Source organism: Methylomonas methanica (assembly GCF_001644035.1).
GTDB lineage: Bacteria > Pseudomonadota > Gammaproteobacteria > Methylococcales > Methylomonadaceae > Methylomonas > Methylomonas methanica_A.
In genome coordinates, this window is sequence record NZ_LUUG01000052.1 from 45,831 (window position 1) to 59,122 (window position 13,292).

The window sequence follows — 13,292 nt, forward strand, 5'->3', positions numbered from 1 at the left end:
AAATGCGTATGCAAAAGATAGGAACTTTTGAAGTAGAAGCGTCTGATTATCAGCAACAGCGCCGCTCGTTTTGGAGTGGTAATTTTGTTAAAGCTTCTAAATCATGGGGTGGGTTTTATCGTCAACGGCTTCAAACCTGTTATTCTAATTTGGTGCCGGTTGGTGCTAGTGTTCTCGAACTTGGTTGTGGCGGGGGGGATCTCCTTGCGGCTCTGCGGCCTTCCAATGGTGTTGGAATTGATTTTTGCCCGGAAGCTATTGAACAGGCTCGAACAGCACATCCGCAACTAGAGTTTGTCGTTGCGGATGCACATGAGCTAGAACTTGGTGAACGAACGTTTGATTATATTGTTGTATCGGAGTTGGTCAACGATCTCTGGGATGTGCAGGCCACGCTTGCTTGTTTACAGAGGTACTGTAATTCTCGTACAAGATTGATATTTAATTTTTATAGCCATCTATGGAATAGCCCCCTGAAAATAGCCCAAAAGCTGGGGGTTGCCACACCTAACCTTCCACAAAATTGGCTTACCCGGCATGATATGGCCAATCTCCTGGAAATATCTGGTTATGAAGCGTTAAGGGAGTGGGAGGAAGTACTTTTTCCTTTAGCTTTACCTGTTGCAAATTTTGCGAATAGGTATTTGGCAAAGATTTCTCCTTTTAGGTTGATGGCGATGGCGAATTTCATGTTGGCCCGCCGAATAATGTTACCGAAAATCAAGAATCCATCAGTTACGGTAGTGGTAGCAGCCAGAAATGAGTCTGGGCACATTGAAGAATTGATGACGCGTATCCCTGAGATGGGTGGAGGTACAGAAATTATTTTCGTAGAAGGTAATTCCACCGATGACACATATGAAGTAATCGAAAGGGCCATCGCTGCGCATCCAGAGCGCAATTGCAAGTTACTAAAGCAGCCTGGAAAGGGGAAAGGTGATGCAGTTCGTGCAGGCTTTGATATTGCCAGTGGCGATATTTTGATGATTTTGGATGCAGACATCACAGTGCCACCCGAAGATCTCCCGAGGTTCTATGAACTAATGGTAAGTGGCGTTGGGGAATTTATTAATGGCGTTCGTTTGGTTTATCCCATGGATGAGGATGCGATGCGCTTTGCTAACCTCTTGGGTAATAAATTTTTCTCATGGGCGTTTAGTTGGCTATTAGGTCAGCCGATCAGAGATACGCTATGCGGTACTAAGGTTCTATGGCGCAGTGACTACCAAAGAATCGCCGACAATCGTGGTTACTTTGGAGATTTTGACCCCTTTGGGGACTTTGATTTATTGTTTGGGGCTGCTCGTTTAAATCTCAAAATTATGGAAGTTCCGATTCGTTATCGTGCTCGACGCTATGGAGAGACAAATATTTCCCGTTGGCGGCATGGTTGGCTATTGCTAAACATGGTTGTCTTTGCTGCTCGTCGTATTAAGTTTATCTGAGCGGAAAAATACTAATGGGTTTTTTGCATCATGTGTTGTCACACCCGTTGACGCGTGGTTTTTCCGTGGATGATCCTCTGACTACTAGTCTGAGGCGCGAAATTATTGAAGATAAAGCATTTTTGCGTGCCTTATATTCCGAATGGTATCAAAAAATTGTCAGCGCTTTACCCGTGAAAACGGATATTCTCGAATTAGGTTCCGGGGCAGGTTTTTTCGAGAAACTCCTCCCAAATGTGATCACTAGCGAGATCTTCGAAACACCAGGCGTTAAACTGGTGGCCGATGCTTGTGATTTACCCTTTTTGGATGGTTCTTTAAATGCAATAGTGATGACCGATGTTTTTCACCATATTCCGAATGTACGGCAGTTTCTTTTAGAAGCAACTCGTTGTGTAAAACCAGGGGGTAAAATTGTGATGATTGAGCCATGGAGGACTCGTTGGTCTGAGTGGGTTTACACTCATTTACACCCTGAGCCATTTTCCATCGAGAGTGGCTGGGAAATACCGAATGATGGGCCACTTTCAGGAGCGAATGGTGCTTTGCCCTGGATAGTGTTTGAACGGGATCGCAAAACGTTTGAGTCAGATTTTCCTCAATGGCGTATAAACGTTATCGAGTTAATGATGCCGTCTGTATACCTGCTCTCCGGTGGAGTGTCGATGCGCAGCTTTTTACCTGCGTGGATATATAGGCCATTGCGGACATTGGAGCGTTACTTTGGTGAAACGCGATATGCAATGTTTGCTTTTATTGAGTTGGAACGGATATCGTGAGTAGATTTAACTTGCGTCGTTTTGCCGCGCTGGGTTTAAGTTTATCGTTTAGCATTTTTTTCTTGTGGTTGGCCCTTCGGAATGTAGATTACGATAGCTTAGTTAGTGCCTTTACCGAAGTGCAGATTGGTCCTTTAATGGTCTGCTCGGTATCATTATGGCTTGGGATTACACTTAGAGCTATGCGATGGCGTATCATTGCCGGATTTACAAGAAGTGAACAGCACAAATTTTCCCGAGCTACGACTCTTGGTGTTCTTTCCAATCTGATATTTCCAGGGCGTGCTGGTGAAGTAGTGAGAGTCATTACTTTAGCCAAAATGACCAAGACAACCATCGCAAGTCCTTTAGCGAGCGCAATGATCGATCGATTAATAGATGTCTTTGTACTTATGGGTTGTGCAGCCTTACTCTACCTGCTTTTTCCTGTTAGCGACGTACTGGAAAAATGGGTCACTACTTTATTTTTAACTAGTGTGATCGTAACCCTTGGGATAGTAATGTATGCAAGGAGTTCTGGATTTATGGACATATTTTTTACGAAGTTAGTAAAGCGTTTGTTGCGGCGCTGGCCAATCAAATTAGAAGTGTTTCTAACTGAATTACGCACGGAGCTCCGCCATTTGGTAACGGGCTGGCTGAGCATTGAGCTTGTATTGATTGCATTTTTGATTCTGTTTGCAGATTATGGCGCTATTTCCGTATTGCTTCGTGCTTTTAATCTGTCTCTTCCATTAGAAGCTCCTTTGTTGCTTTGGGTATTTTTTTCTGCTGGCTCAGCTTTACCCTCAGCACCCGGTTATGTGGGTGTTTATCAGGTTGCTGCGGTCTGGGCGTTATCCCTGTTTACTGTTTCAGCACCCACTGCTGTTGCTGTTGCCACTGTACTTCAGATTGCTACGTTGCTTGTTGCTTTTGTTATGGCTGGTTCTTCAGCATGGGCTTTTTTAAGGCCAACTAATATTTCTTAAAAAGCCTTGATTAAGTTTTTGAAAAGGGCATCGAAATTTAAACTCCTAGTTGCGAGTATTAAGGGTCATTCTACGGACACTCAACAGTGTTTGAAACAGATAGATCCGGGTTCCAGAGTTATTCCGATATTAAAAGGGGCTTGGTTTACGCAGCGTATTGATGTTATATCGGGCACAATCGACATCCTGGGGCTAAGAGTTGCTACTTACAACCGGGCGAACGAATGTTCGCTGTTAGTGAAAATTCACACGGAAGCCGGCCGAATTCTACACAGCAGCGTAGTTCATGCCAAAGATTGTCGCGACAATTCAATTATATGGATTGCACCCGATAATCCCATTGCGGTAAAGGGAATTGATGTTTACGTTTCTATCAAGTCGTCTGAAGGTCGTCCCGGTAACAACTTGGGTTTATGGGTTGCAAAAGAAAATGGTTCGGATCTTTTAATCCGTAAGCCTCAAGGCTATTATGGTTTGGGTTTGCGTCGGAATCCAGCCATCAGTAGTTTTCCGGGTTTAGGCTTAGAATTGGATGTCAGAGTTTCCAGTTTTGCCTTGTATTATCGTCGTAAGTCAATACAAGCAACTGGGATGAAATCATATAACCAACCCGTTCTCGTTTGGGTGTCAGATTCGCCTCTTGATTCGCAAGGTGTGATTTTTACGTCTCTTTTTCAAAACACGCTCGTTAAGCTGGAACTTATAAATACCCATCTTGGCTTTGAGATAAGCAAGTTGGCTATGGTGCTTATTCCCGCTACAACCACTCAAGAAATAATACGCAAGGTCGTATGTCGTGCGCGCCAAATGGGCGTGCCCGTTATCTTGGTTGTGGAACGAGGAGTGATAATTTCTGAACAGCTCAAGAAGACTTGGCATAACTATATTGATTATGTTATTTCCGTAGAAGCTCAATCTGCGTTTCCGGCGGATGTAAATAGTATTGTGGATTTATCGAAAACTGCTTTACAGTTGGAGGAGATACGTCATCAGCTTATAGTTCGCCAACAGCCCCTGGTTTCTATTGTTTTTTCTGTCTGCAATATTCTAATTTGGGGACAGTTTGTAGTTGAATCGTTAGTTCGACAATCGTATATAGGGCCAATTGAGTTGGTTCTAGTAGGTCCATCAGATAGTTATGACTGTATCCAATGGCTACGTCTTGTTATTCAGCAATTAAGCAATCAGTATTCTAGGAAACAGCCAATAACCTGCTCTTATGTCACCAACAATTCCGATACAAACTCGAAAATATGGCAGTTGGGGGCTAATGCGGCCAAAGGCGAGTTGATTGTTCTTTCTGATTCCGGAATATTTGTGAATAGCGCTTTCTTAAAGGCTCATGTAGACGCTCATTCTTACCGGGATTGCGTTGTTGTTATTGGGCCGGTAGTTAGCTTAGATAGGCCTGATGCTTCGTTGGCTAAGCTTTGCGAATTGGAACAAGATATTGAAGCATGCCAGCTTAGGGCTCTAAATAGGGGGCCTATCTATATTGAGAGTTTTCTAAATTGCAGAGTTGGTAATTTATCTATCCGTCGATCAGATATTTCCTTATTAGATGAGTGCTCAGTCAATGATCAGAAACTATCGTTAAATTTAAAAGCGATATTATTAGGATACAAAATTTATGAGAACGGTGGACGTCTAAAGTTTGCAAGTGAGGCGATAGCATTCACTGTTGGGTGGGAAGGGGGAAATAAGGATTCGAAAGACTTTCTTTTCGATTTTGATGATTGTAGTAGCTTTTTGGATCTACGGTCTCAGCTTAGCACATTAATCCTTAGTGAGAAGTCAGGATTAGTTGATGATATACAAATATCCTCTGAATTGGTTGAAGGGTTTAATGTTGATAAATTAAAAGATCAATTTGCTATTAAAAGCCTTTTTTCTAGGTCTCCGCTTTATGCTCGTTATAACCGGAAGCTTAGGGTAATTACCTATCGTTGGCATGTGCCTCATCAGTATGAGTTGTACAAGTTACCCTATCAGTTTGATTTGATGGTGGGATTGGGGTCGCCGATCTCTGAGTTTTGGGATTTTAATCAGCGTCCAATGCCGGCAAACGCAAGATTTATTACACCTGCTCAGTTTAATGAGGGACTCTATGATTTGGCTATTCTCCATTTTGATGAAAATGTCTTGTCATACGAGAATACTAATGGTCATTTAGGGGTGGAATGGGGTGCCACTTTTCGTTGGTTTGTCGAGAATATCAAACTGCCAAAGGTTGCGATTTGTCATGGAACACCCCAGTTTCATGGGCAATACACGCCAGGGTATGATGGAGATGACCTGATGTCGGTAATAGAATCGGCCAGAGATAAACTCGTAGAATATGTTGGTGATATAGAGGTTGTGTGTAATTCGCATCAGGCGCGGCGGGAATGGGGATTTAAAAGATCAAGAGTGATATGGCACGGATTTGATCCTATGGAATTTCCTCCTGCTCGGTATGAAAAGGGTATTTTATCCCCACTGGGACCACTCGTAACGTCACGTCCTCATTATCGAGGCTATTACCTTCATCAGAGAGTTTTCGACGAAACCTTTCCAAAGCAGTTTTGGCCCAGCCAATTGCGTGTTCCAGACCCTGATGTGGACTATTTTGGAAATGTTTTTGCATTGGCGAAGTATCGTAATTATGTCAATGAGTTGCGTAAATATAGTGTTTATTTTAATCCAACTTTGCGTTCTCCTATGCCTAGAGCAAGGGCGGAGCCAATGATGTGCGGGGTAGTTACAGTAAACGCCGATAATCATGATGTTGATATGTTTATTAAGCATGGCGTAAATGGATTTTACTCAAACGATCCGGAAGAATTACGTGATATTTTGCTCTATTTGCTTCGAAATCCAGAGAAAGTGTCGAAAATCGGTGCTAAGGCGCGTTTGACAGCAATTGAAGTTTTTAACTATGAGCGCTATTTGGCTGAATGGACTTCATTGATTACCGATGTGTTAGGTTGAATTTGTATATTAATATGTTTTATTTTTTTGACCGAGCTAAATCATTAGTTGCGGTCAGTACTCTTTATATCGATGAATTTGAATATGAATAATCAAGCTGAAAGTAAGCTTCCCAAGCGCTCGTTGCTTGTGGTTTGTAATGATGTAATTGGTGAAAAGATGGCGGGGCCCGCGATTCGTTGTATCGAAATCGCTCAGTCCGCAGCCGAAAAATTCGATACCACACTTGTAGCTCCTAAAGTTAGCGGTAAGAATTTTGTTAGATTCAAATTATTGGAAATTCAGCCGGATATATTAAAATCGTTGGCGGATAAATCAGATGTTGTTCTAATCCAAGGAGACGCCTTGGTTAGATACCCCTTTCTGAAAGAAATATCAGGCGTGCTAATTGCCGACTTATATTGCCCTATTCCTTTGGAGTATCACCAAGTATCTGATGGCATTGATATGAGCGAGCGATTGAGTATGGGTAAACATCTTTCCAGTGTAGTTGCCGAGCAGCTCGCCTATGCTGATTATTTTTTATGCGCTAGCGAGAAACAAAAAGATTTTTGGCTAGGTGCATTAACTGTTATGGGGCGGATTAACGGTCTACGATGGGAAAAGTCAAATAGGGCTAATATAAATGACTTAATCCTTTTGTTACCTTTTGGTTTGCCAAATGCCGATCCAGCCCCGGAACAGGTTACATTACGTGCTAAGTTTGATATTCCTAAAGACCATTTTGTTGCAGTTTGGGGGGGGGGGATATACGAGTGGTTTGACCCGTTGACTATCATCAAAGCAATTCGCATTCTGAATGATAGAGGAGATAATGTTCATCTCGTGTTCATTGGGGTTAAGCATCCAAATCCAGGTATCCAGGATCACGATATTTGTGCTAGAGCGATATCGCTTTCACGTGAACTAGATTTATTAGATCGCTTTGTTCATTTCAATTCTGGATGGGTTGACTATGAGACACGCAGTCAATATTTCATGGATGCAAATATAGGTGTCAGTGCTCATTTCGACAACCCGGAAACCAGGTTTTCATTCCGTACACGCATGTTGGACTATTTATGGTGTAATTTGCCTATTGTTACGACGCGAGGCGATTATTTCGGCGATACAGTGACTTCTGAGGGTTTGGGGGCTACAGTTAATTTTGAGGATTTGGATGGTTGGGTCGAAGAGATAAGCCGTTTGCAGCAAGATGTTCAGTTTTACGAAAAATGTTCATCGCAAGTTGCTAATTTTAAGATCCGTTTTCGATGGGAAAATGTTACAAAACCTCTGTTAGATATAGTGGCCTCAATTGAACCATCAGCAGATAGAGAGTTTGCTAGGAATTGTTTTGGAAAGACAGCCATTAAGCCTTCTCTGTTTACAAGAGTTCGTCATGTTTATTCCACTGGTGGTTTTCGAAAGTTATTTACTTTGGGAGTTCGGCGTATTCATTTAGCATTTAAGCTAGGTTAGTTATAGTCATTTTGGATATTCAGGAAGTTAATAAAAATTGACACATCCTGGAAAACATGGTTTCCACATTAAGTTGCTCGGAATTCCGCTCCTGATTTTGTTTGGAATTTCGGATTTATGTGTTCGGGCTAAGATCTAAGCAGTTTATTATGTCGGACTAAATGCAGAACTTTTCTTCTTGTAATCCCAAGGTTGTGGCTGTTGTTGTGTCCTATAACCCCGATGTGACAGGCTTTGAAGCATTATTGGAAGCGTTGCTTCCACAGGTGGCGTATATTTTCGTAGTCGATAATGCCTCCTCAGCTGATATGTTGCGGATTATGGACCGCTGGGCAAATTTAAATGTTGAGCTATCGCAACTGCCTGAAAATATAGGTATCGCGGCGGCTCAAAATGTAGGCATTGAGAAGGCAATAAATTTTGGGGCTGACTTTGTTTTGCTGTCCGATCAAGACAGTATTCCTTATCCGACTATGGTTTCAGGACTTGTCTTTGCTTTGACATCTGCCAAAACGGATGCAATTGCTCTTCCTGTGGCGGCAGTTGGACCTGCTATAGTAGACAAGCGGACTAATAAAACTTCTTTTTTTCTGGTTGAACGCCGGGGGATTCCGAGAAGGTGGTCGCCTCAAGTCGGCAGTGATGAACTTCCTGCTCGGATTGATGTGGGTTTTTTGATTGCATCTGGAACACTGATTTCGACAGATGTAATAAAGCGTATTGGTGGTATGCGCTCATCCTATTTCATTGATCATGTGGATACGGAGTGGTGTTTTCGAGCAAGGGCTATGGGATATAGATTGTTGGGTGTTCCTAGTTCACGATTGACTCATCAGTTAGGTGATGAGGTTAAACGTGTTTGGTTTTTCGGATATCGGCAGGTGATGTATCACTCACCTTTACGCGACTATTACATGTTTCGGAACACCCTGTTTATGTTGCGTGACACACCGATGTCTTGTGTTTGGAGGCTTCATTTCTTGTGGCGATTAATGCAGTTTGCAGGATATTTTCTAGTTTTTGCTGGGGAGCGATTTCAGCGATTCCGCCATATGAGCCTGGGATTATGGCATGGCCTTAATGGGCAGGGTGGACGCCTTGACAAGGATGGTAAGCGATGTCGCCGTATGCCTAATTCGATTTTAGAACCTAATAACTAATTAAGCGAGGTTGGTTCAATAGTTATAAATTAGCTATATTATTTGGTGTATGATTATTGACAACTATAGAGACTTCGAATAAACACCAAAATTAAGTAGTATTTTGCAAAAAATTAATAGCATTTTTAGTGTCTAAATTTGGCATGATAAATTATCAATAATTTAAAAACTTACAATAGTTTAATGTTATTTCAATTAAATGACCGACAATTTTTCGAAGGTTAAATAGACTATGCCCGCTACTATTTCGGCAATTATCGTAAATTATAATTCTGGCAACTTATTAAAAACTTGTTTGGATTCTTTATCGGCATGCGCCTCGAATGTCGAGATTATTGTTGTTGATAATGCTTCGAAAGATGATAGCTTGGATGTGTTAGTGGGTATCCCCGACGTAAAACTTGTAAACAATTTAGTAAATGTGGGTTTTGCGGTTGCATGTAATATAGGAATACGCTTAGCGAATAATAATAATTTATTATTCCTGAATCCGGATTGCACAATTGAGCCGAATGCGCTGAGCCAGTTGATAATGACACTGGCTGCGAATGACAGTGTTGGTATGGTTGGTGGTCATTTGATCAACCCAGATGGTACTGAACAGGCTGGGGGGCGGCGGGCAATTCCGACGCCATGGCGTTCCTTTGTGCGTGCTTTTGGTTTGGTGCGTTTTTCCGGGCGTTGGCCTCGGTTGTTCTTTGATTTTCATCTTCACAATCAGCCTTTGCCTCAACAACCGATTGAGGTGGAAGCAATTTCTGGGGCTTGCATGCTGGTAAAACGTGAAGCTATCAAGGATGTTGGTGTTTGGGACGAAGATTATTTTTTACATTGCGAAGACCTGGATTGGTGCATGCGTTTCCGGCAAAAGGGTTGGAAAATCATGTTTGTCCCTTCGGCCAAGATAGTGCATGAACAAGGTGCTTGTAGCCGTTCTCGTCCATTGTTCGTGGAATGGCATAAGCATAAAGGTATGCTGCGTTTTTATCGTAAATTTTTTAGACATCAATATCCCGGCGTTTTGATGGGTTTGGTGACGCTAGGTGTCTGGTTTAGGTTTGTGTTAATAGCGGGTTATTACACTTTCAAACGCTTCGGTAAGTCATAGGTCACACACATGGCTAATGGCAAAACCATAGGAGTATTAGGTGCAACTAGTCATGTCGGTTTGGCGTTGTTACCTTTATTGACACAAGCGGATTTTGAAGTAGTCGCATTTTCGCGCCACATAGTTACAGATAGTGCATCCAGTGTTGTTTGGCGCCCCGTCAAATCCTTGGGGGCAGTAGGTGGGCATCAAGACATTTCTTATTGGATTTGTTTGTCACCTATTTGGAGTTTGCCGTCGTATCTCCCCGCAATTCAAGCGAGTAACGCAAAACGCATTGTAGTCTTGTCATCGACTAGCCGCTTTACTAAACAGGATTCTTTCGATCCTTCGGACCAAATGCTTGCTCAGCGTTTTGCAAAATCAGAACTTGATTTACAGGAGTGGTCTGCCCATGCTGGCGTTGAATGTGTAATTTTGCGGCCAACATTAATTTACGGCTTGGGGCGCGATAAAAATATTTGCGAAATTGCGCGCTTGATTCGCAGATTCCGCTTTTTCCCGTTGCTAGGCAAGGCCAACGGATTGCGACAACCGGTTCATTGCTCTGATGTGGCACAGGCGTGCGTCTCCGCTTTGTTTGCCGAGAATGTGGCAAATAAGAGTTACAATCTGTCCGGTGCGGAGATATTGAGCTATAGAGACATGGTAGCACGCATATTTAATGCTATGGGTCTTAAGCAGCGTTTTATTCAAATTCCTATGTTTTTAATTCGGATTGGATTTGTTCTTCTAAAGGTCTTACCGCGCTATCGTAGTTGGTCGTTCTCAATGATGGAACGCACAAATCGCGACTTAGTTTTCGATCATCAAGATGCAAGTCGGGATTTGGAATTTAATCCAAGACCATTTCGGCTTGGACCTGAAGACTTAGATCCAACGTGGAACCTCTAAAAATCGAAGAATCTCTCTCCGTTTATGCCCTGCGGGTAAGGATTGAGAAGGAATGATTTTCCTTGCTTAACGGCATTGCCCAGAGAGCGAGGGGATTTTAGAGCTTCCCGTAGATTGCGGTTTGAGGGGGCATAGAAGTAGATATTCACCCATCATTAAATGTAGCTTTTGATAAATACTGTGATTTTCAAAACCTGCATTAGGCATATCCAATCGGGAGCTACATGGGGCGGGTTTTGAAGGAGATTAGTCTAGTGTTAATAGAGAACGATCTTGCTCTGGATATGGATTTACCAGATCAGAGGGGGAATGTTCAAGTTCCGAACCAGAGTGCCCAGGCTTTTAGGGTGACTTGTCGAGCTCCGGGGGAGAACTGCCGAGCTTAGAGAGAGATCATTCAAGCTCTGAACGAGAATGATCTAGCTGAAAGAGTGGTTTGTCTAGTTCCGAGCTTGAATGATCATGCTCAAAGTGAAAATTGCCGAGCTCAGAAGGAGGGCTTCCAAGCTCGGAAAGCGAATGATTGTGCTCAGAGGTAGGTTGGCGAGGCTTTGATTGAGAATGATCAGGTCCAAAGAGCGAACCTTGGGGTTCTGAAGTAGATCGTTGTTGCTAGTTGTTTGCGTCTTGCGCTTTCAGATGACAATGCTGAGGCCGTGAGTGAAACTGCGCTACCTCAAAACCTCAGTTGCCACATGCTAGGCTAGTTACGCGGGATTTGCTGCGCCATGGTTGGGTCCAGGCGATTTGCGTGCGAAGCGTTTGCCTAGGCTGTCCAGGTGTTCGGCCAAAGAGCCGTCTTTACCAGCCAGTTTTGCGGCCTGATAAACGACCAGCGTTTGTCCATAAGCATCGCTGCCGGCGGCCAGATAGGTATCTTCTATACGTTTGATTAATTGCCTCGCGGCCAGAACAATTGGCTCCAATTGCCGAACCAGCGCTACGTCACGGCGGTATTCTTCCAAATCGAAGTTACGCGGTAAAATGCCTTCATTCTGTGTTGCCATGACTAAGCCTTGATCGACAAATGCTCGACTTCTGTCGCCCATTTTTGGCAAAGTTCGCCTATCGTCTACTGTTAAATCGATTAGAAATGGCAATTTGGATTGAATATCGTGTAGGGAGTTTAAAACGGCTTGCTGTTGTTCCGGGAGTAGATCACCCTTGATAAGGTCGTTGGTCATAAAGCCTCCATTATAGAAGGATGTGAAAAATCGCCATAAGTATTGATGCTTTGGCGGGTTTTACTTGAGCAGTTTTCAGACATGCTCAGCAATAGCGGGTTGGGTTTTTTTAAAGCTATGCCTGCTGCAAGCTTTGAGAGGTGCAGTTGGCTCATGGGTGTTATTGGAGAAAGTGTAGCCTGAGTTAAGAATATGTCAAACGGATAGGATTAGCTGACAGGGGGTTAGAGGTTTCCTTAAAAGTGTTTGGATGAGAAGGTATCTTTGGTTTTTAGAGGTAGTCATAAGAAAGTGAGGTTGACCGAATATGAAATCAATGCAATCAAGCAATCTGCCCACGAAATTTTTGGGGCAGGGGTACAGGTTTTTTTGTTTGGCAGTCGGGTCGACGATTTAAAAAAGGGTGGCGACATCGATTTATATATCAACGCAGATGCTAACAAGGATTTTCAGCACAAAGTTAAGTTTCTACTTGCACTGGAACAAAAAATTGGCGAACAGAAAATCGATGTGGTTTTTGCTGAAGACCAAGCTAGGGCTGTGGAACAGCAGGCGATCAATACCGGGGTGTTGTTATGATTGATTTAAGGCTTTCCAAGCTTTTTAATGAATGTGACAAGCACCTTCAACGGCTCAATCATGCCGTTACAAAAATGTCTGTATTTATGCCACTAGATGCAAGTCGATATTTACAACTTACCGATGATGAGATTGAACACATCGATCAATTTTTGTTCCGCTTTGCAAAGTTGCAAGACGCAATAGGCGAAAAATTATTTATAGCCATGCTTGAGTTTTTAAAGGAGGAAAACCTCAGATCCAAGCCTTTCATTGATATCCTAAACAGACTTGAACAACTCGAGTTGTTGGAAGACAAAAATGTCTGGCTTGAGTTACGGAAAATAAGGAACAGCATCGCCCATCAATATGAAGATGAACCCAAACAAGCGACTGATGCTTTGAATACCATTTATCAGGCGAAAGCTACGCTTGATTCAATTTATAGCTTACTGAAAACGCGATATATATCTTTTCAGGATCAGTCGTACGGTTGAAAAGATAGCGATTTAAAAATTACTCGGCTTTTTGTTCAGGTTGTAGCGGGGTTACCATGCCCGGTTTTTGGGCTAGCAGCTAAAACGACATTCTATTTTTATATTCAGTATTAGTTCTAATTTGTCCGATTTAAGCAAATGCCGTTATGTCCGCCTGGATACCGACGGGGCACAAGAGCGGGTATCCAGTGCCATAGATGGCAAGCTTCGACCCAGCCTCGGGCCTGGATTCGCTGTGTAGTCTAACGGCTTCGGCAAGCCCGGA

Annotated in this window: 12 protein-coding genes; 10 read left to right on the forward strand and 2 right to left on the reverse strand. The window is 42.9% G+C overall.

Annotated features, from left to right (window positions below):
* Nucleotides 1–2: 2 nt before the first annotated feature.
* From A1332_RS06140 to A1332_RS06175, 8 genes are all read left to right on the forward strand, one after another.
* Nucleotides 3–1,445, forward strand: coding sequence for a glycosyltransferase (locus tag A1332_RS06140; protein WP_197491407.1), 1,443 nt, complete (start codon nucleotides 3–5; stop codon nucleotides 1,443–1,445).
* 14 nt (nucleotides 1,446–1,459) lie between these two features.
* Entirely contained in the window at nucleotides 1,460–2,224 is a 765-nt protein-coding gene (locus A1332_RS06145) for a class I SAM-dependent methyltransferase (protein WP_064007675.1), read from the forward strand.
* Entirely contained in the window at nucleotides 2,221–3,195 is a 975-nt protein-coding gene (locus tag A1332_RS06150) for a lysylphosphatidylglycerol synthase transmembrane domain-containing protein (RefSeq protein ID WP_064007676.1), read from the forward strand. The genes A1332_RS06145 and A1332_RS06150 overlap by 4 nt, the downstream gene beginning before the upstream one ends.
* Nucleotides 3,196–3,285: 90 nt before the next feature.
* Complete coding sequence (locus tag A1332_RS06155; protein WP_157203957.1) at nucleotides 3,286–6,165, forward strand: glycosyltransferase; 2,880 nt, start codon at nucleotides 3,286–3,288, stop codon at nucleotides 6,163–6,165.
* Between the two features lie 84 nt (nucleotides 6,166–6,249).
* Nucleotides 6,250–7,626 (forward strand): hypothetical protein, encoded by a 1,377-nt coding sequence (locus A1332_RS06160; RefSeq protein ID WP_157203958.1) that lies wholly within the window; start codon nucleotides 6,250–6,252, stop codon nucleotides 7,624–7,626.
* Between the two features lie 161 nt (nucleotides 7,627–7,787).
* On the forward strand, nucleotides 7,788–8,786 hold the full coding sequence (locus A1332_RS06165) for a glycosyltransferase family 2 protein (protein WP_064007679.1): 999 nt from the start codon (nucleotides 7,788–7,790) through the stop codon (nucleotides 8,784–8,786).
* 232 nt (nucleotides 8,787–9,018) lie between these two features.
* On the forward strand, nucleotides 9,019–9,894 hold the full coding sequence (locus A1332_RS06170; protein WP_064007680.1) for a glycosyltransferase family 2 protein: 876 nt from the start codon (nucleotides 9,019–9,021) through the stop codon (nucleotides 9,892–9,894).
* A 9-nt stretch (nucleotides 9,895–9,903) separates the two neighbouring features.
* Nucleotides 9,904–10,788 (forward strand): SDR family oxidoreductase, encoded by an 885-nt coding sequence (locus A1332_RS06175; protein WP_064007681.1) that lies wholly within the window; start codon nucleotides 9,904–9,906, stop codon nucleotides 10,786–10,788.
* 707 nt (nucleotides 10,789–11,495) lie between these two features.
* Here A1332_RS06175 and A1332_RS06180 read toward each other — a convergent pair.
* Both A1332_RS06180 and A1332_RS25240 read right to left on the reverse strand, forming a co-directional pair.
* Nucleotides 11,496–11,972 (reverse strand): hypothetical protein, encoded by a 477-nt coding sequence (locus A1332_RS06180; RefSeq protein ID WP_064007682.1) that lies wholly within the window; start codon nucleotides 11,970–11,972, stop codon nucleotides 11,496–11,498.
* A complete protein-coding gene (locus tag A1332_RS25240; protein ID WP_157203959.1) occupies nucleotides 11,969–12,127 on the reverse strand; it encodes a hypothetical protein in 159 nt (52 codons plus the stop codon). Before A1332_RS25240 ends, A1332_RS06180 begins: the two co-directional genes overlap by 4 nt.
* A 142-nt stretch (nucleotides 12,128–12,269) precedes the next feature.
* Here A1332_RS25240 and A1332_RS06185 point away from each other — a divergent pair, with 142 nt between their 5' ends.
* Together A1332_RS06185 and A1332_RS06190 are read left to right on the forward strand one after the other, a co-directional pair.
* Nucleotides 12,270–12,551, forward strand: a complete 282-nt coding sequence (locus A1332_RS06185) for a nucleotidyltransferase domain-containing protein (RefSeq protein WP_197491408.1) — start codon at nucleotides 12,270–12,272, stop codon at nucleotides 12,549–12,551.
* Nucleotides 12,548–13,027 (forward strand): hypothetical protein, encoded by a 480-nt coding sequence (locus A1332_RS06190; RefSeq protein ID WP_197491409.1) that lies wholly within the window; start codon nucleotides 12,548–12,550, stop codon nucleotides 13,025–13,027. The genes A1332_RS06185 and A1332_RS06190 overlap by 4 nt, the downstream gene beginning before the upstream one ends.
* Nucleotides 13,028–13,292: the final 265 nt, after the last annotated feature.